The sequence below is a fragment of the Streptomyces sp. VRA16 Mangrove soil genome, assembly GCF_017377775.1.
Taxonomy (GTDB): domain Bacteria; phylum Actinomycetota; class Actinomycetes; order Streptomycetales; family Streptomycetaceae; genus Streptomyces.
The window spans coordinates 82,933-108,112 of record NZ_JAFVLN010000012.1 but is presented as its reverse complement, the minus strand read 5'-3'; the positions used below and the strand labels follow the sequence as shown (position 1 = coordinate 108,112).

The window sequence follows — 25,180 nt, the reverse complement described above, 5'->3', positions numbered from 1 at the left end:
GTCGAACCGCGTCTGCGAAGCGCTTCAAGATCGCCGATGGGACAACGGTCGCCCTCGTAGAAAGCGCTTCCTCCAGCATCAACCTGAGCCACCGAGAACGGAGTTCACGTCATGGCCCAAGCCGCTGCCGTGGCCAAAGCCCCGCCGGCCACCCCGCCCGCCCGGCGCCGCAGGTCGGCCACCCCGCGCAGGCTCCCGTACCTGCTGATCGCGCCCGCCGGTCTGCTGATGCTGGGCTTCATCGCGTACCCCGTCATCAGCGTCTTCTACTACAGCCTGCAGAACTACAACCCCACCAAGCCGTGGCGCAACGGATTCGCGGGCCTCGACAACTTCGTCACCGCGTTCACCAGCGACCCCGACTTCTGGCGGACGCTGGGCTTCAGCCTCCAGTGGGTCGTGGTGCAGGTCGTCCTGCAGCTGCTGCTCGGTCTCGGGCTCGCCCTGGTCGTGAACCAGACCTTCATCGGCCGCGGTCTGGCCCGTGCGCTGGTCTTCTCGCCGTGGGCCGTCTCGGGTGTGCTCACGTCCTCCATCTGGATGCTGCTCTACAACTCCCAGACGGGCATCACCCGTTACCTCGCGGACGCCGGCATCGGCTCGTACGGCACGTCGTGGCTCTCCGACACCGCGACCGTCTTCCCGGCCGTCGTCACCGCCGAACTCTGGCGCGGTGTCCCCTTCTTCGCGATCCTCATCCTCGCCGACCTCCAGTCCGTCTCGAAGGACCTGTACGAGGCCGCCGAGGTCGACGGCGCGAGCCGGCTGGGGCAGTTCTTCCACATCACGCTGCCGCACCTGAAGGACGCGATCGTCCTCTCCACGCTGCTGCGCGCCGTGTGGGAGTTCAACAACGTGGACCTGCTCTACACCCTCACCGGCGGCGGACCCGCGGGTGAGACGACCACCCTGCCGCTGCGCATCGCCTCCATCGCCGTCGACAGCCACGACTTCGGCTACGCGTCCGCGCTGACGTCCATCGCCTTCGTGATCCTCCTGTTCTGCTCGATGATCTATCTCCGCCTGAGCAAGTTCGGGGGCGAGGACAAGTGACCGTCAAGGAAGCCCAGTTGACCGCCACCGCCACCGCACCCGTGAAGCGGGCTCCCGGCCGCCACCGCATCGACGTCAAGCCGTCCAAGGAGGGCAGCTCCTGGGAGCATGTGCCGCGCTGGCAGATCTACGTCCCGCTCTGCGTGTACCTGCTGTTCACGCTGGTCCCCTTCTACTGGATGCTGCTCTTCGCGTTCCGCCCCGCGGGCTCCACGTCCCTCGTGCCGTGGCCGCTCACCTTCGAGCACTTCGACAAGGTGTGGAACGAGCGGGCCTTCGGCACCTTCTTCCAGAACAGCCTGCTCGTCGGCGTCGCCTCGATGTTCATGACGACCGTCGTCGCCCTGGCGGGCGGCTACGCGCTCGCCCGCTTCAACTTCAGGATCAAGCGCGGCTTCATGCTGGCGCTGCTGTGCTCGCAGTTCATCCCGGGCGCCCTGATGCTCGTACCGCTCTTCGAGATCTTCGCCAACCTGAAGATGATCAACTCGCTGGGCAGCGTCATCATCGCCGAGACCGTCTTCCAGCTCCCGCTGACGATGATCCTCATCAGCGGCTTCATCAAGAACGTGCCGGCCTCCCTGGAGGAGGCCGCCTGGGTCGACGGCTGCGGACGGTTCCGCGCCTTCTGCGCCGTGGTGCTCCCGCTGCTGCGGCCGGGACTCATCGCCGTCGGCTCGTTCGCCTTCGTGCACAGCTGGAACCACTTCCTGTTCGCCCTGATGTTCCTCTCCGACCAGAGCAAGCAGACGATCCCGGTCGGCCTCGCCACCCTCATGGGCGCCGACTCCGTCGACCTGGGCGCGCTCGCCGCCGGCGGTGTCGTGGCCGCGCTGCCCGTCGTCATCGTCTTCGCCTTCATTCAGAAGTGGCTGGTCACGGGGTTCAGCGCTGGGGCGGTGAAGGGATGAGAACCGTACGCGGCAGAGTCCTCCAGGGCGCCGTCGTCCGCGGGCTGCTCGCCGGCGGGCTCGTCGCCTCCGGCCCGGCCGGGGCCGCGCCCCGCGACATCAGCCGCGACGTCCTCGCCGCGAACGACGGCTGGGCGCGCGCCGACCGGGACGTGGCGCGCGGCGCCGGGGCGGGGAGGATCCGGTGAGCGCACGCACACCCCACGCAAGGCCGGCCGAGCCGGTGCCCGTCGTCCTCGCGGGCGCCCGCGGCCACGGCCACTGGCACCTGAACAACCTGCGACGGCTGGCCGACGCGGGCCGCGTCACCCTCGCCGGCGTCTGCGAACTGAAGCCGCTGGACGACAGCGAACTGCAGGGCTTCACCGGCGTCGCCCAGTGCGCCGACTTCGGTGACCTGCTCGACCGCACCGGCGCCCGGGTCGCGATCATCTGCACCCCGATCCCGACCCACACCGACCTGGCGCTCACCGCCGCCGCGCGCGGCGTCCACCTGCTCCTGGAGAAGCCGCCCGCGCCGTCGTACGCGGAGTACGAGCGGATGGCGGCCGGGGTGGCCGAGGCCGGAACCGCCTGTCAGGTCGGCTTCCAGTCGCTCGGCTCGCACGCGGTGTCCCATGTCCGCGATCTCGTACGGGACGGACTCATCGGCGAACCCCTCGGCATCGGCGCCGCCGGAGCCTGGGCCCGCGGCGAGGCCTACTTCCGGCGCGCCCCCTGGGCGGGCCGGCGCCGGCTGCCCGGCGGCCGGGGCGGCAGCGTGGACGTCGTCGACGGCGTCCTCACCAACCCGCTCGCGCACGCCGTCGCCACCGGCCTCGCCCTCGACGGCGCGACCGGTGCCGACGACCTCGCCGACATCCGCCCCGAGCTGTTCCGCGCCAACGACATCGAGGCCGACGACACCTCGTACCTCGGCCTGACCACCCGCACCGGCTCGCGCGTCACCGTCGCCGCGACCCTGTGCGCGGAGCGGGCCGACGAGCCGTACGTCATCGTGCACGGCAGCCGCGGCCGGATCACCTTCTGGTACAAGCAGGACCGCGTCCTCGTGCAGCGCGCGGGCCACGGCCCCGAGGAGACCGTGCACGGCCGCACGGACCTCCTGGAGAACCTCCTCGACCACCTCACCGACCCGGCCGGCGCCACCGAGCTGCTGGTCACGCCCGCGTCGACCGGTGCCTTCATGCGCGTCGTCGAGGCGATCCGGCTCGCCCCCGAACCGGTCGCCCTGCCCGACGAGGCGTGGAGCGCGCGCCCCGTCGACGGCGGCGACGGCGGCGTACGCCGTGTCGTGCACGGCATCGACGGGCTCGTCGCCGCCAGCGCCGACTCCCTCACCGGCTACACCGAGCTCGGCGCGTCCTGGGCCCGGACAGGACAGGAGGCCGCCACATGAACCGTCTCGCCACCGCACCCCTGACCCTGCGCTGCGCGGGCCGCCCGGTCGCCCGCTACGAGATCCGCCCGGACGTCGAGCGGCGGCTCTCCAGCCGCCCCTACCTGCACCCGGTCGCGACCCTCTCCGGCACCCCCGTCACCGAGCGCGCGCCCGCCGACCATCCGCACCACCTCGGGGTGAGCGTCGCCGTGCCCGACGTCGAGGGCCGCAACTTCTGGGGCGGCCGCACCTATGTGCGCGACCAGGGCCCGACCGAGCTCGACAACCACGGCGAGCAGCGGCACCGCGAGTTCAAGCTCTGCGACCCCGACGGCTTCGTCGAGGACCTGGACTGGGTCGCCGGAGCGAGCGTGCTGCTGCGCGAGCGCCGCACCGTCGCCGCGACCCGGCTCGCCGACGACAGCTGGGCGTTGGACGTCACGTTCGCGCTCACCAACCCCTCCGCCGCCGAGCCCGTCACCCTCGGCAGCCCCGCCACCAACGGCCGCCCCGGCGCCGCCTACGGAGGCTTCTTCTGGCGGGCGCCGAGGGAGACCACGGCTCCCGCCGTGTTCACGGCCACCGACGAGGGCGAGGAGGCGGTGCACGGCCGCCCCGCCGACTGGCTGGCGATGGCCGGCGGCGGCTGGACCCTCGTCTTCGCCGGGGCCACCGCCGAGACCCGCCGCGACCCCTGGTTCGTGCGGGCCGCCGAGTACCCGGGCGTCGGCTCCTCGCTCGCCCCGGCCGAGCGCCTCGCGATCGCCCCCGGCGACACCGCCGTGCGCCGCATCGTCACGGTCGTCGCCGACGGCCGGCTCGACCGCAAGCGGGCTTCGGCCCTGGTCAGGAAGGCAGTGTCCGCATGAGCCGCGCACCACGCACCGGTGACCTCGGGGACGGCACCTACCGCAACCCCGTCCTCGCCGCCGACTGGTCCGACCCCGACGTGTGCCGGGTCGGCGACGACTTCTACCTCACCGCGTCCAGCTTCGGCCGGGTCCCCGGGCTGCCCCTGCTGCACTCCCGCGACCTCGTCAACTGGACCCTGATCGGCCACGCCCTCGACCGCCTCGAACCCACCGAGGCGTTCGCGACCCCGCGCCACGACTGCGGCGTGTGGGCGCCCGCGATCCGTCACCACGACGGCCGCTTCTGGATCTTCTGGGGCGACCCCGACCACGGCGTCTACCAGATCAACTCCACCTCCATCAGGGGACCCTGGAGCGCGCCGCACCTGCTCAAGGCGGGCAAGGGCCTGATCGACGCCTGCCCGATGTGGGACGAGGAGACCGGCGAGGCGTTCCTCGTGCACGCCTACGCCAAGTCCCGCGCCGGCATCAAGAACCGCCTCACCGGCCACCGGATGAGCGCCGACGCCACCGAACTCCTCGACGAGGGCAGCCTGTTGATCGACGGGGACACCCTCCCCGGCTGGTTCACCATCGAGGGGCCCAAGCTCCATCAGCGCGACGGCTGGTACTGGATCCTCGCCCCCGCCGGAGGCGTGGAGACCGGCTGGCAGGGCGCCTTCCGCTCCCGCTCCTTCTTCGGCCCCTACGAGGAGCGCGTCGTGCTCGAACAGGGCGACACCGACATCAACGGCCCCCACCAGGGCGGCTGGGTGGACACCCCCACGGGCGAGGACTGGTTCCTCCACTTCCAGCAGCGCGGACCGTACGGGCGTGTCGTGCACCTCCAGCCGATGCGCTGGGACGCGCAGGGCTGGCCGGTGCTCGGCGAGGCGAGCGAGCCCGGAATCCCCGGCACCCCCGTGCACGTGTACAAGAAGCCGGCGCTCCCCGCGCAGCCGGTCGCCGCGCCCGCCACCGACGACGACTTCCCCGGCGGCCGGTTCGGACGGCAGTGGCAGTGGACCGCCAACCCCCGCGACGGCTGGGCCACTTCGCACGCCGGGGACGGACTGCGGCTCACCTGTGTGCGCTCCGCGGACGGGGTGCGCGACCTGCGCAAGGTCCCGCACCTGCTCACCCAGCGCCTCCCGCTGCTGCCCTCCCGCGTCGAGGTCGGCCTCCGGCTCAACTCGACGACCCCCGGCGCACGGGCGGGACTCGTCGTCCTCGGCGACGCCTACTCCTGGATCGGCCTGGAGTGCGGCACGGACGGCACCGCCCACGTCGTGCACCGGTTCGTCGAGGGCCCGGTCGCCGAGGCCGAGCGCGACGCCGCCCACCCGCGCCCGGCGCCCGAGGGGACCGCCCGGCTGCGCATCGACATCTCCGACGGGGCGCGCTGCCGCTTCTCCGTCGACACCGGCGACGGATTCCGGCCCTCGGGCCAGGTGTTCGCCGCACTGCCGTGGCGCTGGGTCGGAGCACTGCTCGGCCTGTTCGCCGCGGCCCCCGACGGGGCGGTTCCCGGCGGTACGGGACCCGCCGGGACCGCCCTCTTCACCCACTTCCGCCACACCGATCCGCCCACCGACTGACCTTCACCGCACGCCTGTCGGGAGCCGCAATGTCGCACCTCCAGCACAGCAGCAAGCGTCACGGAAAGCGGGCCGCGCTCGCGGCGCTCGTCACCGCGGTCGGCCTCACCACCATGGCCCCCTCCGCCCGCGCGGAGCAGGACCCCGGCCGCCTCCTGTCCGAGCAGCCGACGGACGGCGACCCCGTGCGGGCGTACGGGAACTGGTCGCGCGGCCGGACCGAGATGGTCATCGAGAACAGCTACTGCGACGGGCTCCAGCACCCCTACCAGGCCGACGACACGGCCGAGTTGGTGCAGCGCGGCTCGATCCTGAAGCACACCACCGGGCGCACCGACGCCCACGGCGCCGCCTTCGACCCGCGCGCCCTCTACCGCTACCACCTCGACCCGGCGGCCGCCGTGCCCGCCCTGGTCACCCACTTCTCCGGGCCCCAGCCGTCCATCGGCCGGCTGCCCTCGCCCGGATGACCCTCCCGCACCACCTCCCGTTGGATCCAGAAGAAGAGAGCCGATCATGAACATCCGTATGCGCAAAGGCGCGCTCCGCACCGGTTCCGCCGTGGCGCTGACCACAGCGCTCGCCCTCACCGCCACCGCCTGCGGCGACGACGGCTCCAGTGCCGGCGGGGACAAGGGCGACGAGGGCTCCGGCAAGGGCACGATCACCTTCTGGGACAACAACACGGCCGTGCGCCGGGATGTCTGGATGGAGATCATCAAGGACTTCGAGAAGAAGTACCCCGACATCAAGGTCAAGTACGTCGGCATCCCCGCCGAGAACGTGCAGTCCAAGTACGACACGGCGATCCAGGGCGGCGGCCTGCCCGACGTCGGCGGTGTCGGCACCGCGATGCTCGCCACCCTCACCGCGCAGAACGTCCTCGAACCGGTCGAGGACCGGATCGCGTCCGGTCCCCTCAACGGCAAGCTGAACAGCAAGTTCGTCGAGTCGGTGAAGGCGGCGGGCGGCACCCACGACCTGTTCACCGTCCCGACGTCCGCGAACAACGGCGTCCTGTACTACCGCACCGACCTGTTCAAGAAGGCGGGCCTGGACGCGCCGACGACCTGGTCGAAGTTCTTCGACGCGGCGACCAGGCTCACCGACTCCTCGAAGAACCGGTTCGGTTACACCATCCGCGGCGGCGAGGGCTCCATCGCCCAGGCCCTCGACGCGATGTACGGGCAGAGCGGCATCACGTCGTTCTGGGACGCGAACAGCGAGAAGACCACGGTCAACGACCCCAAGAACGTGGCCGCCCTGGAGAAGTACGCGGGCCTGTACAAGAAGGCCACCCCGTCCGCCGACGTCAACAACGACTTCACCAAGATGGTCAGCCAGTGGGACAGCGGCACCATCGGGATGCTCAACCACAACCTGGGCTCCTACGCGGGCCATGTGAAGGCGCTGGGCGAGGAGAAGTTCAAGGGCCTGCCGAACCCGACCAGTGACGCGGGCATCCGCGTCCAGGTCTCCAACCCGGTCGACGGCCTCGGCCTGTTCAAGGCGAGCAAGAACAAGACCGCCGCCTGGAAGTTCATGGAGTTCGCCGCCTCGCACGCGGAGAACAGCAAGTGGAACGAGTCGGCCGGCCAGATCCCGGCCAACACCGAGGCCGCCAAGGACGTCTGGGTGCAGAAGGCCGAGCCTACCAAGCTCGCCGCCGAGGCACTGGAGTCCGGCTCCACCAAGATCGTGCAGCTGCCGTACTACCTGCCCGACTGGAACACCATCTCCAAGACCGACAACGAGGCCAACTTCCAGAAGGTCCTGCTCGGCAAGGAGAGCGCCAAGAAGTTCCTCGACACCATGGCCGACCAGCTCAACAAGGCCCAGGCGGAGTGGAAGCAGCAGGCCGGCTGAGCCCACGGGCCGTACCCGGCCACCCCTGACCGGGCCGGCGGCGGGACGACATCCGTCGCGCCGCTCCCGCCGCCGGCCCGCACCACCCCCACCACCCCGCCATCCCCATCGGTGCCATCCCACCCGCACTTCACGAAAGGACGGCACACCGCCGTGTCGACCACTCGAAGAGCAACGCTGGCCGCGCTCGCGGCCCTGCCGCTGGCTGCCTCGTTCGCCTCGCCGGCCGCCGCCCGGTCCCACCGCACGGACCGCCGCACCCTCTACGTCGCCGGTGACTCCACCGCCGCCCAGAAGTACGTGGACGCCGAGCCCGAGACCGGCTGGGGCATGGCCCTGCCGTTCTTCCTCGCCGACCGCATCGAGGTCGCCAACCACGCGGTCAACGGCCGCAGTTCGAAGAGCTTCGTCGACGAGGGCCGCCTGGACGCCGTCCTCGCCACGATCCGCCCCGGCGACTTCATGCTGATCCAGTTCGCGCACAACGACGAGAAGCGCGCCGACCCCACGCGCTACACCGAGCCCTGGTCGACGTACCAGCAGTATCTGAAGCTCTACATCGACGGGGCCCGCGCCAAGGGCGCCCGGCCGGTCCTCGCCACTTCCGTCGAGCGCCGGAAGTTCGACGCCGACGGCAACGCCGTGCCCACGCACGGCGACTACCCGGCGGCGATGCGCGCGCTCGCCGAGGAGGAGGGGGTCGCGCTGCTCGACGTCGAGGCGCTCTCGCTCGCGCTGTGGCAACGACTGGGCGTGGAGGAGACCAAGGTCTACTTCAACTGGACCGCCACCGAGCAGGACAACACGCATTTCAATCCGCCCGGCGCCATCGCCGTGGCCCGGCTCGTCGCCCGCGAGCTGCTGCACGCCGGGGTGCTGCCCGCCCGTGACGTGCGCCGCATCGGCGACGAGATCGACGAGCTCGCGGACGTCTGGGCCTCCCGGCTCACCTGGCTGCCCGGCACGACGCCCGCCTGACCGCTGCCCCGACTCACCTCTGAACACCCGTCCGAACACCCGCACTTGCACGGTTTGAGGAGCGCACAGTGAGCACACAGAAATGTCATGGACGCGTCATAGCGAGCCTGGTCGGCTGCACCGCGCTGGTTCTGGCCGTCACCGGAATGTCCGGTACCGCCCAGGCCCACGGCCGGGACGCCGCGCGCCGGACCCTCGCCGCGAACGACGGCTGGGCCTCGTCCGGCACCGGCACCACGGGCGGCGCCGCCGCCGACGCCGACCACGTCTCCACCGTGACGACCTGGGACGAGTTCCAGCGGGCCCTCGCCGACGGCGGCACCGCACCGAAGATCATCAAGGTCAGGGGGACGCTCGACGCCGACGGCTCGACCTGCGCCGACTTCGCCGTCGACGGCTACGACTTCGACCAGTACCTCGCCGACTACGACCCCGCGGTGTGGGGCTGGGACGAGGACCTGGAGGGCCAGAAGAAGATCCCCGGCACCCAGGAGTACCTGCGCAACCTCTCCGCCGCCGCACAGGCCAAGGCCATCAAGGCGACGATCCCCGCCAACACCACGATCATCGGGGTCGGCAAGGACGCCGGCATCGTCGGCGGCAGCCTCCAGATCACCGGCGTCGACAACGTCATCGTGCGCGGCCTCACGATGGAGTCCCCGCTCGACTGCTTCCCGCAGTGGGACCCGACCGACGGCGACACCGGCAACTGGAACTCCGAGTACGACGCGGCCGTCGTCCACGGCTCCACGCACGTCTGGCTCGACCACAACACGTTCACCGACGGCACCCACCCGGACTCGACCCTGCCGTCGTACTACGGCCGGATCTTCCAGCAGCACGACGGCGAGCTCGACATCGTCAAGGGCGCCGACCTCGTCACCGCGTCCTGGAACGTCTTCGAGGACCACGACAAGACCCTCATGATCGGCAACAGCGACAGCGCCGCCGCCACCGACGAGGGCAAGCTGCGCGTCACCCTGCACCACAACCTCTTCAAGAACCTGGTCGAGCGGGCGCCGCGGGTGCGGTTCGGGCAGGTCGACGCGTACAACAACTCGTACGTCGGGAACGCCGACTACAACTACTCCTTCGGCATCGGCTACAAGTCCCGGCTCTTCGCCGAGAAGAACTCCTTCACGCTGCCCGAGGGGATCGGGGCCGGGGCGATCCTGCACCGCTGGAACGACTATCCGCTCACCGCGAAGGGGAACGTCGTCAACGGTGTGGCGACGGACATCATCGCCGCGTACAACGCCGCGAACGCGGCCGCGCCGCTGCAGTCGGGCGCCGGGTGGACGCCCACGCTCCGGCTCCGCGTGGACCCGGCCGAGGCGGTGGGCCCGATCGTCGCCCGGGGCGCCGGGGCCACGCGGCTGCGCTGAGGGACACGGCCCCGCGCCCCTGAGCGAGCACAGCTCGCTTCGGGGGCGCGGGGAACCGCGCGAGAAGCCCCGCCGGGCCCGCAGACACCCACCAACCGCGACCCGGCGGACGAGACGGCACCCCACCCGCACCGAGCCGCACCCCAAGGAGCACCCGCATGACCCCACCCCTGACGCGCCGCAGGTTCCTCGCCGCGAGCGCGGGCGCCGCGCCGGCGCTCGGCCTGAGTGCCACCCCGGCCCTCGCCGACGACCGCCGCTCCCGCCCCTTCGGCCCCTACGGCGACCCCGCCCGCAGACGCGACCCCCTCACCCTCTACGTCGACCAGCGGGGCCGCGGCGACTTCACCACCGTCCAGGCCGCGGTGACCGCCGCGACCGCCGCCGGGCAGACCCTCGTCATCGCCCCCGGCGTCTACCGCGAGACCGTCTCCGCCCCCGCCACCGCCACCGGCATGACCTGGATCGGCGCCGGCGGCGACGCCCGCGACACCGTGATCGTCCACGACAACGCGGCCGGCACGCCGAAGCCGGACGGCTCGGGCACGTACGGCACCACCGGCTCCGCCACCGTCACCCTGCGCGGCGACGGCTTCACCGCGCAGGGCATCACGTTCGCCAACGACTGGCTGCGCGCCGACCACCCCGGCATCAGCGGCACCCAGGCCGTCGCCCTGAAGGTGATGGGGGACAGGTCCGCGTTCTTCGGCTGCCGGTTCCTCGGCCACCAGGACACCCTGTACGCCGACTCGCTCGCGCTGACCGCCTTCGCCCGCCAGTACTTCCGCGACTGCTACGCCGAGGGCGACGTCGACTTCGTCTTCGGGCGCGCCACCGCCGTCTTCGACCACTGCCACTTCCGCACCCTGGACCGCACCGACCTGGCCGCGGCCCCGTACGGCTTCGTCTTCGCCCCCTCGACCGCCGCCGCCGACCCGAACGGCTACCTCGTCACCCGGTCCCGGTTCACCAGCACCGCGCCGGACGCGTCCTACAAGCTGGCCCGCCCCTGGGTGCCCAGCTCCGACACCACGGCCAGGCCGTCCCTCGTGGTCCGCGACAGCCAGCTGTCCGCGGGCATCGACGCGGTCGCGCCCTACACGAACATGTCGGACAGCTTCCCGTGGCAGCGGCAGCGGTTCGCCGAGTACCACAACAGCGGGCCCGGCGCCGCCGTCTCCGTACCGGAGAACCGGCCCCAACTCACCGACGCGCAGGCCGAGTCGGCGACCCGGACCGGCTACCTCGGCGACTGGACACCACGGCCGGTGCGGCCATGACACCCAGCCGCCGCCCCCTGCTCGCCGCCGCCGGCGGAGCCCTCGCCGCGCCGGCCTTCGCCGCCACCCCGGTCCGCCCGCGCACCCCGCACGTACGCCCCGGCGACTCCGTCCAGGCCGCGACCCCCTCGGTGGTGTGGGCGGGCGGCGGCACCGCCTTCCACGACCGTGGCTCCTGGATCGACGGCCGCCGCGCCGACCTGGACGCGCAGGCCGCGTCCGCCATCGGCGCCGCGTACACCTCCGACGCCGGCTGGGACCCGGCCGAACTCCCGGGCTGCACCTACCGGTTGTTGCCGAGCGCCGCCTCGGTCACCTCGTACGTCACCCGTCACACGGGCCCGCGCCACTGACCCGCATCCCCCCATGTACCCCCTCGACGAAAGGACCCGCACATGCTTCGTCGTACCACTCGCCTCGCCCTGGCCTGCGCGACGGCCGCCGGCGCGGCCGTGCTCGTGCTGCCCGCCCCGGCGCAGGCCGCCACCGTCACGGTCTCCACCACGGCCGCCCTGGACGCGGCGATCTCCGGCGCGTCCGCCGGCGACGTCATCCAGGTCAGGGCGGGCACGTACTACCCGACCGAGACCCTGCAGTCGACGGCGAACGGCACCTCCTCGTCGCCCATCACGCTCAAGCCGTACGGCTCGGAGACCGTGAAGATCGACGGATCGTCGCTGCCCTCGGGCGACTGGATCTTCAAGCTGACGGCCGACTACTGGAACGTCTCCGGCATCACCTTCCAGAACTCCCCGGACAGCGCCGTCGTCTGCCAGTCCTGCACCGGCACGACCTGGAACAACATCAAGACCGTCGACAACGGCGACTCCGGCTTCACCCTCACCGGGGACGCGACCGTGAACAACACGGTCAGGAACATCGACTCCTACGGCAACTACGACGCCGCCAACCACGGCGAGAACGCCGACGGCATCGCCATCAAGTACGGCTCCGGCACCGGCAACCTGGTCACCGGCGCCCGGATGTACAACAACTCGGACGACGGCATCGACCTGTGGTCCTTCGCCTCGCCCGTCACCATCGAGCACTCCTGGTCCTTCGGCAACGGCCAGAACCGCTGGTCCGACTCGGCCTTCGCGGGCGACGGCAACGGCTACAAGCTGGGCGGCGACGGCGACACCGTCGCCCACGTCGTCAACAACTCCGCGGCCTGGGACAACGAGGGCAACGGCTTCACCGAGAACTCCAACACCGGTGCCATCGTCATCAACCGCACCACCGCCTACGCCAACGCCAAGTGGGGCTACTACTTCGCCACCGGCTCCGCGAAACTCGGCAAGAACCTCGCGGTGAGCAACGGTTCGGGGCTGGTCAGCAAGAGCTCCGCGGTCACCTCGGCCGGAAACAACTGGGACGCGGGCATCTCGACGCCGTCGTTCGTCTCCACGGACGCGTCGACGACGTACAACGCCCGCTCGTCGAGCGGCACCCTGCCGGCGACGACGTTCCTGACGACGGGCTCGACGACGATCGGCGCCACGATGAACTGACCGAGGCGCAGCGGGAGGTGGGGTGGGGGGGGAGGGGGCGAAGGGCTGCGCGCCTTACCCCAGTTCCCACAGCGCGTACGTGACCAGGATCAGCAGCAGTCCCGCCACCGCCATCACCGCGCCCAGGAACCGCAGGTATCCGGGGCGCGCCAGCAGGTTCCCCGACGCGTCCAGGCCGTTCGCCGCGTCCGGCGTCACGTCCCAGGTCTCCGCGCGCCGCTGACGGATCCGGACGCAGCGCCGGGTGGTGAGGCCGCGGAGGTCGAACGCCCAGTGCATCCCGGTCCAGATCGCGATGACGCCGCCCACGAGAAAAGCGCCCAGGATCACGGGCGAGGGGCCGTGTCCCGCGGCGGCGAGGGGTGATCCGGCAGTCACGGCGGTCCATCCTTGCTCCATCGGCGGTACGTGTGTCAGACGACCCTATGGCTACGGGTTCAACACCAGGTCAAGCGAGGTTCACACCTGGGCAATGGCCATGAATGCGGCGGAGTCGGAAGAGGGCGGGCGCCGGAGGGCTGTGGATCGGATATCGATCGAGTAAAGCTGCTCGCTCTCCGTGTGTGATGCGCGTAGACAGTGCGTGACCTGGCGCGCTCCCTGCGTGCCCCGGCCAGATTCCGGAGACATCACATGCGGAGATCCATCCAGATCACGGGCCTCGCCGCGGCCTGCGCCCTCGCCGGCGGAGTCCTGTACGGAGCCGGTGCGGCCAGTGCCGGTCACCCGGACGGGACCACGACCGCCGAACCGCACAACATCGGGCTCCTCGTCAAGGAGATCAAGAGCTACTACGGCGCCACCCAGGACGCCGAAGGCGTCTGGCAGGCCTCGGCGGACAGCGCGTACGCCGACGACATGGCCCACATCGAGGCCGCCGCGAAGAAGGACATCGACAAGGCCGCCAAGAAGGCGAGGAAGCACGGCGAGAAGCCCGCCGTCGTCTTCGACATCGACGACACGCTGCTGCTCAGCCTCGACTACGAGATCAAGACCAACTACGTCTACAACAGCGCCAGCTGGGCCTCCTACGTCGCCCAGGCCGACCGCCCGGCCGTGCCCGGCACCCCCGGTCTCGTCGACTACGCCACGCGCAAGGGCGTCGAGGTCTTCTACAACTCGGGCCTGAAGGAGTCGCAGCGCGCCTCCGCCGTCGAGAACCTGAAGAAGGTCGGCATCGACGTCAACCTCGACGCCGACCACATCTTCCTCAAGGACACGGCCAACCCGCCCGCGTACCTGAGCGCGTGCGCCACCGCTGCCGCCTGGAACTGCACCACCGTGCAGTACAAGTCGGGCACCCGTCAGCACATCGAGGACCAGGGCTACGACATCGTCGGCAACTTCGGCGACCAGTACTCCGACCTCCAGGGCGGCCACGCCGACAAGACGTACAAGTTCCCGAACCCCACGTACTACGTGGAGTAGAGCGCGCGGCGACAGGGCGCACAGCCTGGGCACAGCGGTGAAATGGAAGCCCCCTCCGGGTCCCGCCGGAGGGGGCTCCGTCCGTTCCGCGCTGATGGCTCAGGATTTAGTCGTACGTCAGATCAGAGGCCGTGTAACGGCAGTACGTGCCGTCCGGGCCGCTGCCGAGTTCGGAGGGCTCGGCGCCGGTGTCGTTGCCCTGGTAGCGGACGCACGGCTTGATCTTCTTGCTGCTGTCGCCGTGGATGCGGACGTTGCGCAGGGCCGCCGTGTCTCCGTAGTTGGAGTTGATCCCGACGATCGCCTTGCCCGGCGCGGTGACGTCCACGTCGTTGATGATGATGTTGCGGTTCTTGTACTGCGTCGAGCAGTTGCCGCACGACCGGACCAGCTTGCCGAAGTTCTCCACCTGGAACTTGGTGACGACGAGCTTGCCCGCGCCGTTGAACTGGAACACCTTGTCCGAGGCCGACCTGGCGCCACCGCCGTACACCGTGTACACGGACGACGAGGACTTCCCCTTGAAGGTGGCCGCGTCCTCGCCGACGTCCTCCCACCACACGTTCTGCAGCGTGCAGCTGCCCGCGCAGTGGATGCCGTCGGCGGCGGGGGAGCCGATGATGACGTTCTTGAGGACGGCGCCGTCCTTCAGGCTGAAGATCGGGTCCTGGCCCTCGTCCTGGCCGTCGCCGCCCAGGTCGCCGGAGCCGTAGTAGCGCTTGGACCCGCCGTCCAGCGTGCCGGACACCGAGATCGTGCTGCTCACCGCCTGCTCGCCCTTCGCGGTCGGCCAGGCGGACGCGGCGCCGGCGGAGCCGATCAGGCTCGTCGTGGCGAGAGCGCCGCCGGTGAGGGCGAGCGCGGCGACACCGCCGATGGTGGTGCGCCTCCTGGCGATTCGGCGACGGTGGCGTGGGGGTTGTCGGGGCTTTCTTGTCATGCCCCGTAGTGGTCGCCCCGCGCGCGAAGGTTGCCGGGCGGCCGGAGAATCTTCCGGCCCGCGCCGACCTACGCGAAGTCGCCGCCCACCGCGGCCCGTTCGCCCTTCTTCGTGCGCGCGGTCACCGTGTACGTGTCGTCCTGCGCGTCCCGCCCGCCGTCGGCGTGGTTGTACTGCCCCGCGAAGACGAACTCGCCCGTGGGCACCGTCTTCCCCGGCTTCAGCTCCCAGCGGTACACCAGGAAACCGTCGTGCTCGCCGACGGAGACCGTGAAGTCGTCCGCGGGCAACGAGCGCCAGTTGCCGGTGTCGGCGACCTTCCCGGTCTGCGCGATGCGCAACTCGACGGTGAGGGAGGTGAGTTGTTCCCTAGTTCTGAACGTGACGTCGCTCTGGCCCCAGTAGTCGTTGGACCCCGGGTCGACCGAGCCGTCCGACCACAGCGGACCGTCGGAGGTGTCCTGCGGGTCGGGGGCGGCCGGGGGCTTGGCGTCGGAGCTCTTCGACGGCGTCGCCGACGGCGAGGGGGAGCTCTTGTGCCCCTCGGGCGCCGGGCGTGACGGCGCGCCGCTCGCCGGGGCCGACGGCGCCGGCTCGCGCGACGTGGCGGCGGGCGACGGGGTGCTGGGCGTCGGCGAGGCGGCGACGGTCTGCCGCGGCTTCTCGTCGGGGCGCAGCGCGGCGCCGACCGCGAACCCGCCCACGGCGAGCACTCCGGCGACCCCCGCGGTCACCCCGGCGATCCGGGTCCAGCCCACGGCGGGCCTGCGCCGCGCGGGGCGCACGTCGGGCGACGGGGGCTGGGCCATGCCGCGCTCGATCCGGGCCAGCATCCGCGCACGGTCGGGCTGGTGCGCGTCGGCGGCCTCGCGCAGCCGCTGCCGCAGATCGTCGCTCATCGTCGCCCCCCTTCCGCGGCATCAAGGGCCGTCGCACCGACCGTCCTCACGCGCCGCGGCGCGATGCCGTTCACTCCGTCCTGGCCGAGCCGGCGCTCCAGCTCGGCCAGGCCCTTCGACGTCTGGCTCTTCACCGTACCCACCGAGATCCCGAGGGCCAGCGCGGTGTCCTTCTCCGACAGATCGAACGCGTGCCGCAGCACGACACACGCACGCTTGCGGAACGGCAGTTCCCGCAGGGCGCCCTGGACGTCGACGACGGCCAGTATGTCCGGGCCGTCCGTGCGGTCCTCGCGGCCCGACCAGAAGAGCGCCACCCGTCGCCGCTCACGGACCGCGCTTCGGATACGGCTGCGCGCGAGATTGGCGACGACTCCCCGCGCGTACGCCACCGGGTGCTCGGCCGCGCGGACCCGGTCCCAGCGGTGCCAGAGCGCCAGCAGCGCATCGGCGGCGAGGTCGTCCGCGGCGTCCGCCTCGCCTGTCAACAGGCGTGCCAGGCGGGCGAGTTCGGCATGATGGCGTTCGAAGAAGGCATGGAACTCGGCGGAGGCCGTGCCGTCCTCGGCGTCCACGACGATGCCCACGCTGCTTCCTCCCTCGCTGTGCGGCCCGGCGGGATGCGAGAGCGTACCAGCGTTACGTACGGCGGTTCGAAGGGCGTCCGTGGCGCCGGACATGTCGGAGGGCGGGATTCCGCCAAGGTCGCGTTCGGCGGCGCGACCTAGGTTGTAATCCTGACTAGGTAGCCTTACGGTCTAGAGGACCAGCAGCAACAACAGGGGGACTCATGGACGTACTGGCCGTCTCGCCGGAATTCACCGCGCCCGCGCTCGCGCTCTCCGCCGCGGCCGCGCTCTGGCTCGCCGTCGGTGAACCGTTCGCCGGGCGCCGCATGTACGCCTCGCTCGCCCGTCGTCGCGAGACCCAACCCCGCGCGCTGGTGCGGTACTTCAGGGTGACGCTGCTGTTCTGGGCAGCGGCCGCCGCGCTGGTGTGGGGCGTGTGGGCGCTGTCGCCGGGGATCACCGCGGCCGACCTCGGCCTCACCGCGGGGGACCGCTCCGTCGCGGCGGTGGGCGCGGTCGCCGCGGTCGCCGCCGGGGTGCTGTGGAGCCGCCGCCTGGGCGCCCTGGCCCGTGAGGGCAGGCATGTGCCCGGCCTGGACGAGATCGCGGCGATGCTGCCCCGCACCCGCCCCGAGCGCCGCTGGGCCGTCGCGGTCGCGGTCGCCGACGCGCTCGGCTCCGAACTGCTCTACCGCGGCCTGCTCATCGCGTTCGGTGTCGGCGCGCTCGGCCTGAACCTGTACGGGGCGGCCGCCCTCGCCCTGCTGATCTACGCTGGGGCGGGTCTCTACCAGGGACGCGCCGGCTGTGCGGCCTTCGGGGCCGTCGGGTTCATGACCACGTGGCTGTATCTGTTCACGGGCAGCCTGCTCCTCCCCGTGGTCGTCCACCTGGTGCTGTCCCTGCGGGACCTCGTGTACGTACCGACTCTCCTGAAGGGCACGACCGCGTGACCGACCGCCGCGCCAGCTGGTTCAAGGGCGTTCTCGACCTGCTCGTCCTCGCCGCGCTCACCGACGGCGAGAGCTACGGCTACGAGATCGCCAAGACCCTCGACGGCGCGGGCTTCGGGCAGATCAAGGGCGGCACCCTCTACCCCGTGCTCAACCGGCTCGAAGAGGCCGGCCTGGTCGCGGCCGAGTTCCGCGCCACGGAGAAGGGGCCCGGCCGCCGCTACTACACGCTCACCGGCGACGGCCGCGCCACCCTCGCCGAACAGGGCTCCCTGTGGCTGGAGTTCGACGGGTCCGTGCGCCGGATGCTGGGCCAGGGAGGAGTCCGATGACGACGTACTGGGGTGAACTGTCCGAGCTGCTGCGCGCCCGCGGCCTGCCGGACGACCATGTCACGGCGACGATCGCGGACCTCGCCGCGCACGCCGCCGAGAGCGGCGCCACCGACCCGGCCGACGAGTTCGGGCCGGCCGGGGAGTTCGCCCGGCATCTGGCCCCCGAGCCGGCCGCGGCCGACGGGCCGCCGGACGAGCACGTCGAGACCTGGCGCTGGACCGCCGACACCTACGCCGACGAGGCGCTCCTCGACCGTTTCGGCGACGAGGGCTGGGAGGTGGAGCGCATCGACGCCCTGGGCCGCTTCGTCAGTCACCGTGACCCCGAGAATCCCCAACGCTGGGAGTACCGGCGGGAGTTGGTGACCCGAGGCCGGGCCGCGGTGGACGCGAAGCTGGCCCCCGAGGGGTGGGAGCCGTGCGGCACCTGGGTCGTGTACGGCTGGTACAAGCGGCCCAGGGCGGCGACGCTCGGCCCGGCGGCGCGACTGGCGAGCACCCCGCCGGTCCCCGCCCGCAGCACGTTCCTCAGCCGCCGCTTCTACGTGACCGTGGCGGTGGCCGTGCTCGCCCTGGTGACGGTCGGCCTGCTCATGGCGGTGTCGGAGGGGGATGCGAGCACGGGCGCGGGCTTCATCACCGGCGCCCTGGCCGGGGCGATCGTGCCGATCCTGCTGATCTGGCTGGTGAAGGTGGTGGGGGACAGGCGCCGCTGAAGCGCCCGCCCCCACCGGCGTCGGGGCCTCAGCCCTTCAGTGCGGCCTGCATCATCGCCTTGGCGATGGGCGCCGCCAGACCGTTGCCGCTGACCTCGGAGCGCGCCGCGTCCGACTGCTCCACGACCACCGCGACGGCGACGGACTTCCCGGTCGAGTCGTCCTTCGCGTACGACGTGAACCAGGCGTACGGCGTCTTGCTGTTGTTCTCGCCGTGCTGTGCGGTACCCGTCTTGCCGCCGACCGTGGCTCCGCTGATCTTGGCGTTCGTCCCCGTGCCCTCGTTGACCACCGTCTCCATCGCGGACTGCAGCTGCGAGGCCGTCGACGAGCTGATCACCTGCGTGGTGTCGGAGTCGGCGTACGACTTGACGGTGTCGCCGTCCGCGTTCGTCACCTGGGAGACCATGTGCGGCGCGGCCTGCTTGCCGCCGTCGGCGATCGTGGCCGAGACCATCGCCATCTGCAGCGGGGTGGCCGTGACGTCGAACTGGCCGATGCCGGTCAGCGCGGTCTGCGCCTGGTCCATGTCGGACGGGTAGACGCTCTGCGCGGCCCGCACCGGTACGTCCTGCGTCGCGTCGTTGAAACCGAACTTCTCGGCCATCGCCTTGACCTTGTCCTGCCCCAGCGTGGCGGCGATCTTGCCGAAGACGTTGTTGCAGGAGTACTGGAGCGCGGTCCTGAGCGACGCGTTCTCGCACGGCGCCGTCGAGCTCTCGTTCTTCAGGTACGTGCTGGTGCCGGGGAGCAGATACGGGTTCGGCGAGTCGGTCTTCTCGTCCACCGACGCGTACAGCCCGTTCTCCAGCGCCGCCGCGGCGACCACCAGCTTGAAGGTCGAGCCGGGCGGCAGCGCCTGCTTCAGGGCCCGGTTCAGCGTCGGCTGGTCCTTGTCCTGCGCGAGCGCCTTCCACGCCGAGGCGTCCGATGAGCCCGAACCGCTGATCGTCGACGGGTCGAACGAGGGCGTCGACACCATGCCGAGGATCTTCCCGGTGTCCGGGTCGATGGCGACCGCGGCGCCCTTCTTGTCGCCGAGCGCCTGGTACGCGGCCTTCTGCACGCCCGGGTCGATCGTCGTGATCACGTCACCGGGATCGGTGCTCTTGCCGGTGAGGGCGTCGACGGGGTTCTTCAGCTTGTTGTCCGTGCCGTCCAGCACGTCCTGGTAGATCGACTCCAGCTGGGTGGAGCCGTACACCTGTGAGGTGTATCCCGTCACCGCCGAGTACAGTGAGCCGTCCTTGTAGCTCCGCTTGTACGCGAGGTCACCGCCACTCGTTCTCTTGGAGCCCGTCACCGCCTCTCCGCCCACGATGATGTCACCGAGCGGGTTGGCGTACTGCGCCATCACGTTCCGCCGGTTGTTCTTGTCGTCCGCGAGGGCCTGGCCGTCGTAGAACTGCACCCATGTCACCCTGACCAGCAGGGCGAGTATGAGCAGCAGACTGAAGACCGAGGCGCGCCTGATCGTCTTGTTCATCCCGCTCAGGAGACGAGCGGGGCGCAGCGATTCGTTCCATTGGTGGGCCTTTTCACAGGTTTTCTCAGGAAGCTCTCATCCCTCACCGTCAGGAGCCGGACCGCAGGAATCCGCACCCGGGCGGCGATCGCCGCCCGATCTTGAGGTGCTCAGAGCCGGCGCGTGGCCAGGGTCAGCCGGTCCCTGGCGTCGAACAGGGCGTCCTTCACCATCTGCTCGTGCGCCGGCGTCAGGCGGGCCACCGGGACCGAGCAGGAGATCGCGTCCCGGGCCGGGGTCCGGTAGGGGATCGCCACGCCGAAGCAGCGCAGCCCCAGCGTGTTCTCCTCACGGTCCACCGCGAAGCCCTGCTCGCGCACCGTGTGCAGCTCCTCGATGAGCTTCTCGCGGTCCGTGATGGTGTGCTCGGTGAGCGCCGGCAGCGTCTCCGGGAGCATCTTGCGGACCTGCTCGTCGGTGTGGGTGGCCAGCAGCGCCTTGCCGAGCGAGGTGGAGTGCGCGGGGAGGCGGCGGCCCACCCGCGTGAACGGGCGCAGGTAGTGCTGCGACTGCCGGGTGGCGAGATAGACGACGTTCGTGCCGTCCAGGCGCGCGAGGTGGATGGTCTCCGTGGTGTCGTCGGAGAGCCGGTCCAGGGTCGGCCGGGCCGCGACCACGACCTCGTCCCCGTCGATGTACGAGGTGCCGACGAGCAGCGCCCGCACCCCGATCCCGTACCGCGTGCCGGTCGCGTCGGTCTCCACCCAGCCCAGCTCCACGAGCGTGCGCAGCAGCATGTACAGGCTCGACTTGGGGTATCCGACGGCCTCCTGGACCGCCGCGAGGGAGTGCATTCCGGGGCGGCCCGCGAAGTACTCGAGCAACTCCACCGTCCGTACGGCGGATTTCACCTGCGCGCCGCCGCCCGCAGCGGCCCCCGTCTCGCCAGCCGACATCGCCCTTGACCCCTTCGTTCGACGAGAAATAGTCTCCGTAGAGTTCATCATCAGAGACAGCGTTCAGTATATCGAACGACTCTTGCCGCTCGTCCGTCGAGCTGCGAGAAAAGCTGGAGGAAATCCGTCGTGGCAGCAGCACCAGTCTGGAGTGTGGACCCCCGAACCGGGAAGCAGCGGGAGCAGGTTGCGGTCGAAGCCACGGCCCAGGAGGTCGACCAGGCGGTGCGCGCCGCCGAGGCCGCCCGCCCGGCCCTCGCCGACCGCGCCGTGCGCGCCGCCTTCCTGCGCACCGCCGCCGACCGGCTCGACGAGGCCAAGGACCACCTGGTCGAGGCCGCCGACGCCGAGACGGCCCTCGGCCCGGTCCGGCTCACCGGTGAACTCGCCCGTACCTGCTTCCAGTTGAGGAAGTTCGCGGACATCGTCGACGAGGGCGCCTTCCTCGGCGTCGTCATCGACCACCCCGACGACACGGCGACGCCGCCCATCCCGGACCTGCGCCGCTACAAGATCCCGCTGGGCGTCGTCGCGGTCTACTCCGCCTCCAACTTCCCGTTCGCCTTCTCCGTCCCCGGCGGCGACACGGCGAGCGCCCTCGCGGCCGGCTGCCCGGTCGTCGTCAAGGCGCACCCCGACCACCCGGCCACCTCCGAGCTGGTCGCCTCCGTGATCCGCAGGGCCGCTGTCGAGCACGGCATCCCCGAGGGCGTCCTCGGCCTGGTCCACGGCTTCGAGGCGGGCGTCGAGCTGGTCAAGCACCCGATCGTCGCGGCGGCCGGTTTCACCGGTTCCGTGCGCGGCGGCCGCGCCCTCTTCGACGCGGCGGCCTCGCGCCCGGTGCCGATCCCGTTCCACGGCGAACTGGGCTCGCTCAACCCCGTCGTGATCACCGAGGCCGCCGCCACCGAGCGCGCGGAGGCCATCGGCGCCGGGCTCGCGGGCTCCATGACGCTGGGCGTCGGCCAGTTCTGCGTCAAGCCGGGCCTGGTCTTCGCGCCGGCCGGCGAGGCGGGCGACAGCCTGGTCAAGTCCCTCACGGCGGCCGTCAGCGACACCGCCGCCGGGGTCCTGCTCGACCACCGGATGCGCGACAACTTCATCGCCGGGGTCGCCGAGCGCGCCGGGCTCCCGGACGTGGAGGCGCCGGTGACGCCGGGCGCGGGCGGCGAGCACACCGTGTCGCCCGGCTTCCTCACGGTCCCGGCCGCGCGCCTCGCCGTCGAGGGCGGCGCGCACGACCTGCTCCTGGAGGAGTGCTTCGGCCCGGTCACCGTCGTCGCCCGGTACTCCTCGGCCGACGAGATCACCGCCGTCGTCTCCCGGCTCCCCGGCAACCTCACCGCCACCGTCCAGCTCTCCTCCGCCGAGGCGGCGGGCGAGGGGCGCGGCGCCGAGCTGCTCACCGAGCTGACCCCGATCGCGGGCCGCGTCCTGGTCAACGGCTGGCCGACCGGCGTCGCCGTCGCCCCGGCCCAGCACCACGGCGGCCCGTACCCGGCCACCACCTCCACCTCCACCTCGGTCGGCGGCACGGCGATCGAGCGCTGGCTGCGCCCGGTCACGTACCAGACGACGCCGGAGGCGCTGCTGCCGCAGGAGCTGCGCGACGACAACCCCCTGGGGCTCCCGCGGCGCTACAACGGCCGCCTGGAAAACTGACCTCATGGACCTTCAACTCCCCGAGCTCCCCTTCTCGTTGCGCACCTACGGCCCGGACGGGCACTGGACGTACGAGGAGGGGGTGCTCACCGGCTGGGCGGGCGCCCGGCAGGATCGCTTCGTGCCGCCCACCGGCGACGCCCTCGACCCCGCCTCCGACGCGCCGCGCCTGCTCGGTGCGCCGGAGGGCGACTTCCAGCTGATCGCGCGGGTCACGGTCGGCTTCGAGGCGGCGTTCGACGCGGGTGTGCTCTATCTCCATGTGGGGGACCGGGAGTGGGCGAAGCTCTGCTTCGAGCGCTCCCCGGACGAGCCGACCATCTGCACGGTCGTCACGCGCGGGCACTCCGACGATGCCAACGCCTTTGTGGTGGCGGGGCGTTCGGTGTGGCTGCGGATCAGCCGTACGGGTTCGGCGTTCGCGTTCCACGCCTCGACGGACGGGGCGACGTGGACCTTCGTCCGTATCTTCTCCCTCGGGGACGAGAAGTCCGCGGGGGCGGCGCTGGTCGGGTTCCTCGCGCAGTCGCCGGTCGGCGAGGGCTGCGTCGTCACCTACGACCACATCGAATTCCGCCCGAACTGGCCCAAGGCCCTCCGCGACGGCTCCTGACCCATCCCGCCGGGGCCACCCAGCCCCGGCACCCTGCCGCCCCGCCCGGCCTTGGGCAATCCGCCGCCGCCCGCCACGGCCGCCTTGGGCAATCCGCCGCCTTGGGCTTTCCCGCCCTGGTCGGCTGCCGCGCCGCCTTGGGCAATCTGCCGCCTTGGGCTTTCCCGCCCTGGTCGGCTGCCGCGCCGCCTTGGGCAATCTGCCGCCATGGGCTTTCCCGCCCTGGTCGGCTGCCGCGCCGCCTTGGGCAATCTGCCGCCTTGGGCGGCAGGGTGGGCAAGGCGGCACCCCGGCGCGGGGTGAGCGCTCCCGGGCGGCGTCCAGCTCGGTCCCGGGCGCGCCATCGCCGGGTGCAGCGCCGTGTCGGCTGGTCGCGCAGTTCCCCGCGCCCCTACGGGGCACGACCACCATCGGCGGAGCCGTAGATTGATACAGCCCCGCGGCGAGATCGCCCAGGGAACCGGCGCGCCCGGCGTGCCGTCTTCCCGTTCATGATCCGCAGCGCCGTCCTCGCCGACGCCCCCGCCGTCACCGCCCTCCACCAGCGCGCCCGCGCCACCTACTACCCCGACGGCTTCCCCGAGGGCGACCTCCCCGAGCTCTGGCTCGACCGGTGGGCGCAGGTCATAGCGCGGCCCCGCGCCCACGTCCTGGTCTGCGTACGGAACGGCGAGATCGTCGGCCTCGCCTCCTTCCGCCGCCCCGACGAGGCCCCGGACGACAGCAGCACGGTCAAGCTCTTCCAGTTCCACACCGACCCCGCCCACTGGCGCCGCGGCATCGGCACGGAGCTGCACGCCGCCTGCGTCGAACAGTGGCAGGCGGACGGCATGACCGAGGCCGTCCTGGAGGTGCACCGGGACAACACCCGGGCCCAGGCCTTCTACGCCGCCCACGGCTGGCGCGGCCGGCCCGGCGCAGGCGCAGGCGCAGGCGCAGGCGGAGAGAGTGACGACCACCACCACGAGCTGCGGCTCGACCTGCCCCGGGAATGACCGGAGGCGGCATCCGGTTGTACTCCGGGAACGCCCACACGCACGTCATCAGCCGGAACGAGAGAACCCCATGCGCGTCGAGATCTGGACCGACATCAACTGCCCCTTCTGCTACATCGGCAAGTCCCGGTTCGAGCAGGCCCTCGACGCCTTCCCGCACAAGGACGAGGTCGAGGTCGTCCACCGCTCCTTCGAGCTGGACCCGACGATCAAGAAGGGCGACACCGGCCCCGTGATCGCGAAGATCGCCCAGAAGTACGGCATCAGCGAGGCCCAGGCCGCCGCCAACGAGCAGGGCCTCGGCCGGCAGGCCGGCGCGCTCGGTCTGCCGTACCTCACCGAGGGCCGCGACTACGGCAACAGCTTCGACCTGCACCGGCTGCTCCACCTGGCCCAGGAGAAGGGCCTGCAGAACGCGCTGATCGACGCCCTCTACAAGGGCAACTTCGTCGACAAGGAGTCGGTCTTCGCCGATGACGAGCACGTCGTACGGCTCGCCGTCGAGGCGGGCCTGGACGAGGCCGACGTACGCGGCGTCCTGGCCGACCCGGACGCGTACGCCGACGCCGTGCGCGCCGACGAGCGCGAGGCCGCCGAGCTGGGCGCGACCGGCGTGCCGTTCTTCGTGCTCGACCGCAAGTACGGCGTCTCCGGCGCCCAGCCCGCCGAGGTCTTCACGCAGGCCCTCACCCAGGCGTGGGGCGCCCGCTCCCCGCTGACCGTCATCGACACGGCGGGCGAGGGCGGCGACGTCTGCGGCCCCGACGGATGCGCGGTCCCGCAGGCCTGAGCGGCACTTATAAGCGTTCCTTAGCGGTACTGCTCAAACATCCGC

At 71.5% G+C, this 25,180-nt stretch carries 26 protein-coding genes and 1 pseudogene; 21 read left to right on the top strand and 6 right to left on the bottom strand.

The genetic code is table 11. From position 1 onward, the window contains the following. The first annotated feature begins 111 nt into the window (after positions 1-111). The 13 genes and pseudogenes from J3486_RS28960 to J3486_RS28900 all read left to right on the top strand — a co-directional run bounded on the left by J3486_RS28960 (position 112) and on the right by J3486_RS28900 (position 12,814). Positions 112-1,053, top strand: coding sequence for a carbohydrate ABC transporter permease (locus J3486_RS28960; RefSeq protein ID WP_207825519.1), 942 nt, complete (start codon positions 112-114; stop codon positions 1,051-1,053). After that, the gene (locus J3486_RS28955; protein WP_207825518.1) at positions 1,050-1,964 is read left to right on the top strand and encodes a carbohydrate ABC transporter permease; all 915 of its coding nucleotides are present in this window, start codon (positions 1,050-1,052) and stop codon (positions 1,962-1,964) included. Before J3486_RS28960 ends, J3486_RS28955 begins: the two co-directional genes overlap by 4 nt. Then, entirely contained in the window at positions 1,961-2,152 is a 192-nt protein-coding gene (locus tag J3486_RS28950; RefSeq protein WP_207825516.1) for a hypothetical protein, read from the top strand. The genes J3486_RS28955 and J3486_RS28950 overlap by 4 nt, the downstream gene beginning before the upstream one ends. Further along, a complete protein-coding gene (locus J3486_RS28945) occupies positions 2,149-3,363 on the top strand; it encodes a Gfo/Idh/MocA family protein (protein ID WP_207825507.1) in 1,215 nt (404 codons plus the stop codon). Before J3486_RS28950 ends, J3486_RS28945 begins: the two co-directional genes overlap by 4 nt. Then, positions 3,360-4,214, top strand: coding sequence for a PmoA family protein (locus J3486_RS28940; protein ID WP_207825506.1), 855 nt, complete (start codon positions 3,360-3,362; stop codon positions 4,212-4,214). The genes J3486_RS28945 and J3486_RS28940 overlap by 4 nt, the downstream gene beginning before the upstream one ends. After that, positions 4,211-5,794 carry a glycoside hydrolase 43 family protein gene (locus J3486_RS28935; protein WP_207825504.1) on the top strand — a complete coding sequence of 528 codons (1,584 nt, stop codon included), beginning with the start codon at positions 4,211-4,213 and terminating at the stop codon, positions 5,792-5,794. The genes J3486_RS28940 and J3486_RS28935 overlap by 4 nt, the downstream gene beginning before the upstream one ends. A gap of 155 nt (positions 5,795-5,949) precedes the next feature. Beyond that, positions 5,950-6,243, top strand: a pseudogene (locus tag J3486_RS28930) (pectin esterase); the annotation flags it as partial. 67 nt (positions 6,244-6,310) lie between these two features. Then, positions 6,311-7,660, top strand: a complete 1,350-nt coding sequence (locus J3486_RS28925) for a sugar ABC transporter substrate-binding protein (protein ID WP_207825502.1) — start codon at positions 6,311-6,313, stop codon at positions 7,658-7,660. A gap of 153 nt (positions 7,661-7,813) precedes the next feature. Continuing rightward, positions 7,814-8,638 (top strand): rhamnogalacturonan acetylesterase, encoded by an 825-nt coding sequence (locus J3486_RS28920; RefSeq protein ID WP_207825500.1) that lies wholly within the window; start codon positions 7,814-7,816, stop codon positions 8,636-8,638. Positions 8,639-8,706: 68 nt separating this feature from the next. Next, entirely contained in the window at positions 8,707-10,023 is a 1,317-nt protein-coding gene (locus J3486_RS28915; protein ID WP_207825498.1) for a polysaccharide lyase family 1 protein, read from the top strand. A 158-nt stretch (positions 10,024-10,181) separates the two neighbouring features. Continuing rightward, positions 10,182-11,303 carry a pectinesterase family protein gene (locus J3486_RS28910; protein ID WP_207825495.1) on the top strand — a complete coding sequence of 374 codons (1,122 nt, stop codon included), beginning with the start codon at positions 10,182-10,184 and terminating at the stop codon, positions 11,301-11,303. Continuing rightward, a complete protein-coding gene (locus J3486_RS28905; RefSeq protein ID WP_207825493.1) occupies positions 11,300-11,656 on the top strand; it encodes a hypothetical protein in 357 nt (118 codons plus the stop codon). The genes J3486_RS28910 and J3486_RS28905 overlap by 4 nt, the downstream gene beginning before the upstream one ends. A 42-nt stretch (positions 11,657-11,698) precedes the next feature. After that, positions 11,699-12,814, top strand: a complete 1,116-nt coding sequence (locus J3486_RS28900) for a chondroitinase-B domain-containing protein (protein ID WP_207825491.1) — start codon at positions 11,699-11,701, stop codon at positions 12,812-12,814. A gap of 54 nt (positions 12,815-12,868) precedes the next feature. On the opposite strand, the gene J3486_RS28895 is transcribed toward J3486_RS28900, so the two are convergent. Then, entirely contained in the window at positions 12,869-13,192 is a 324-nt protein-coding gene (locus J3486_RS28895; RefSeq protein WP_307804971.1) for a hypothetical protein, read from the bottom strand. Positions 13,193-13,447: 255 nt separating this feature from the next. Here J3486_RS28895 and J3486_RS28890 point away from each other — a divergent pair, with 255 nt between their 5' ends. Beyond that, a complete protein-coding gene (locus J3486_RS28890; RefSeq protein WP_207825489.1) occupies positions 13,448-14,242 on the top strand; it encodes an HAD family acid phosphatase in 795 nt (264 codons plus the stop codon). Positions 14,243-14,348: 106 nt separating this feature from the next. Here J3486_RS28890 and J3486_RS28885 read toward each other — a convergent pair whose 3' ends face one another. The 3 genes from J3486_RS28885 to J3486_RS28875 all read right to left on the bottom strand — a co-directional run bounded on the left by J3486_RS28885 (position 14,349) and on the right by J3486_RS28875 (position 16,668). Continuing rightward, positions 14,349-15,182, bottom strand: a complete 834-nt coding sequence (locus tag J3486_RS28885; RefSeq protein ID WP_207825487.1) for a pectate lyase — start codon at positions 15,180-15,182, stop codon at positions 14,349-14,351. Positions 15,183-15,250: 68 nt separating this feature from the next. Beyond that, the gene (locus tag J3486_RS28880; protein WP_207825484.1) at positions 15,251-16,081 is read right to left on the bottom strand and encodes a hypothetical protein; all 831 of its coding nucleotides are present in this window, start codon (positions 16,079-16,081) and stop codon (positions 15,251-15,253) included. Continuing rightward, the gene (locus tag J3486_RS28875; RefSeq protein ID WP_207825482.1) at positions 16,078-16,668 is read right to left on the bottom strand and encodes a SigE family RNA polymerase sigma factor; all 591 of its coding nucleotides are present in this window, start codon (positions 16,666-16,668) and stop codon (positions 16,078-16,080) included. Before J3486_RS28875 ends, J3486_RS28880 begins: the two co-directional genes overlap by 4 nt. 203 nt (positions 16,669-16,871) lie before the next feature. Here J3486_RS28875 and J3486_RS28870 point away from each other — a divergent pair, with 203 nt between their 5' ends. From J3486_RS28870 to J3486_RS28860, 3 genes are read left to right on the top strand one after another with little or no spacing between them, the layout of a single operon-like run. Beyond that, the gene (locus J3486_RS28870) at positions 16,872-17,603 is read left to right on the top strand and encodes a type II CAAX prenyl endopeptidase Rce1 family protein (protein WP_207825479.1); all 732 of its coding nucleotides are present in this window, start codon (positions 16,872-16,874) and stop codon (positions 17,601-17,603) included. Next, a complete protein-coding gene (locus tag J3486_RS28865; RefSeq protein ID WP_207825478.1) occupies positions 17,600-17,935 on the top strand; it encodes a PadR family transcriptional regulator in 336 nt (111 codons plus the stop codon). Before J3486_RS28870 ends, J3486_RS28865 begins: the two co-directional genes overlap by 4 nt. Then, positions 17,932-18,654 carry a hypothetical protein gene (locus J3486_RS28860; protein ID WP_207825476.1) on the top strand — a complete coding sequence of 241 codons (723 nt, stop codon included), beginning with the start codon at positions 17,932-17,934 and terminating at the stop codon, positions 18,652-18,654. The genes J3486_RS28865 and J3486_RS28860 overlap by 4 nt, the downstream gene beginning before the upstream one ends. A 28-nt stretch (positions 18,655-18,682) precedes the next feature. Here J3486_RS28860 and J3486_RS28855 read toward each other — a convergent pair whose 3' ends face one another. After that, the gene (locus J3486_RS28855) at positions 18,683-20,140 is read right to left on the bottom strand and encodes a penicillin-binding protein 2 (RefSeq protein WP_207825474.1); all 1,458 of its coding nucleotides are present in this window, start codon (positions 20,138-20,140) and stop codon (positions 18,683-18,685) included. A gap of 149 nt (positions 20,141-20,289) precedes the next feature. Beyond that, positions 20,290-21,075 (bottom strand): IclR family transcriptional regulator, encoded by a 786-nt coding sequence (locus J3486_RS28850; RefSeq protein ID WP_207825473.1) that lies wholly within the window; start codon positions 21,073-21,075, stop codon positions 20,290-20,292. Between the two features lie 129 nt (positions 21,076-21,204). On the opposite strand from J3486_RS28850, the gene J3486_RS28845 reads away from it, so the two are divergent. From J3486_RS28845 to J3486_RS28830, 4 genes are all read left to right on the top strand, one after another. Then, complete coding sequence (locus J3486_RS28845; protein WP_207825471.1) at positions 21,205-22,737, top strand: aldehyde dehydrogenase (NADP(+)); 1,533 nt, start codon at positions 21,205-21,207, stop codon at positions 22,735-22,737. 4 nt (positions 22,738-22,741) lie between these two features. Further along, on the top strand, positions 22,742-23,350 hold the full coding sequence (locus tag J3486_RS28840; RefSeq protein WP_207825469.1) for a DUF1349 domain-containing protein: 609 nt from the start codon (positions 22,742-22,744) through the stop codon (positions 23,348-23,350). A gap of 491 nt (positions 23,351-23,841) precedes the next feature. Continuing rightward, entirely contained in the window at positions 23,842-24,345 is a 504-nt protein-coding gene (locus J3486_RS28835; protein ID WP_207825466.1) for a GNAT family N-acetyltransferase, read from the top strand. A 70-nt stretch (positions 24,346-24,415) separates the two neighbouring features. Beyond that, positions 24,416-25,135 carry a DsbA family oxidoreductase gene (locus tag J3486_RS28830; RefSeq protein ID WP_207825461.1) on the top strand — a complete coding sequence of 240 codons (720 nt, stop codon included), beginning with the start codon at positions 24,416-24,418 and terminating at the stop codon, positions 25,133-25,135. The last annotated feature ends 45 nt before the right edge of the window (positions 25,136-25,180 follow it).

Excerpts from the sequence above, each read along its gene's own strand:
- J3486_RS28910 (WP_207825495.1), top strand. The coding sequence starts at position 10,182 with ATGACCCCACCCCTGACGCGCCGCAGGTTCCTCGCCGCGAGCGCGGGC.
- J3486_RS28850 (WP_207825473.1), bottom strand. The coding sequence starts at position 21,075 with ATGTCGGCTGGCGAGACGGGGGCCGCTGCGGGCGGCGGCGCGCAGGTG.
- J3486_RS28935 (WP_207825504.1), top strand. The coding sequence starts at position 4,211 with ATGAGCCGCGCACCACGCACCGGTGACCTCGGGGACGGCACCTACCGC.
- J3486_RS28900 (WP_207825491.1), top strand. The coding sequence starts at position 11,699 with ATGCTTCGTCGTACCACTCGCCTCGCCCTGGCCTGCGCGACGGCCGCC.
- J3486_RS28860 (WP_207825476.1), top strand. The coding sequence starts at position 17,932 with ATGACGACGTACTGGGGTGAACTGTCCGAGCTGCTGCGCGCCCGCGGC.
- J3486_RS28890 (WP_207825489.1), top strand. The coding sequence starts at position 13,448 with ATGCGGAGATCCATCCAGATCACGGGCCTCGCCGCGGCCTGCGCCCTC.
- J3486_RS28840 (WP_207825469.1), top strand. The coding sequence starts at position 22,742 with ATGGACCTTCAACTCCCCGAGCTCCCCTTCTCGTTGCGCACCTACGGC.
- J3486_RS28870 (WP_207825479.1), top strand. The coding sequence starts at position 16,872 with ATGGACGTACTGGCCGTCTCGCCGGAATTCACCGCGCCCGCGCTCGCG.
- J3486_RS28925 (WP_207825502.1), top strand. The coding sequence starts at position 6,311 with ATGAACATCCGTATGCGCAAAGGCGCGCTCCGCACCGGTTCCGCCGTG.
- J3486_RS28960 (WP_207825519.1), top strand. The coding sequence starts at position 112 with ATGGCCCAAGCCGCTGCCGTGGCCAAAGCCCCGCCGGCCACCCCGCCC.
- J3486_RS28835 (WP_207825466.1), top strand. The coding sequence starts at position 23,842 with ATGATCCGCAGCGCCGTCCTCGCCGACGCCCCCGCCGTCACCGCCCTC.
- J3486_RS28885 (WP_207825487.1), bottom strand. The coding sequence starts at position 15,182 with ATGACAAGAAAGCCCCGACAACCCCCACGCCACCGTCGCCGAATCGCC.
- J3486_RS28905 (WP_207825493.1), top strand. The coding sequence starts at position 11,300 with ATGACACCCAGCCGCCGCCCCCTGCTCGCCGCCGCCGGCGGAGCCCTC.
- J3486_RS28830 (WP_207825461.1), top strand. The coding sequence starts at position 24,416 with ATGCGCGTCGAGATCTGGACCGACATCAACTGCCCCTTCTGCTACATC.
- J3486_RS28855 (WP_207825474.1), bottom strand. The coding sequence starts at position 20,140 with ATGAACAAGACGATCAGGCGCGCCTCGGTCTTCAGTCTGCTGCTCATA.
- J3486_RS28940 (WP_207825506.1), top strand. The coding sequence starts at position 3,360 with ATGAACCGTCTCGCCACCGCACCCCTGACCCTGCGCTGCGCGGGCCGC.
- J3486_RS28950 (WP_207825516.1), top strand. The coding sequence starts at position 1,961 with ATGAGAACCGTACGCGGCAGAGTCCTCCAGGGCGCCGTCGTCCGCGGG.
- J3486_RS28880 (WP_207825484.1), bottom strand. The coding sequence starts at position 16,081 with ATGAGCGACGATCTGCGGCAGCGGCTGCGCGAGGCCGCCGACGCGCAC.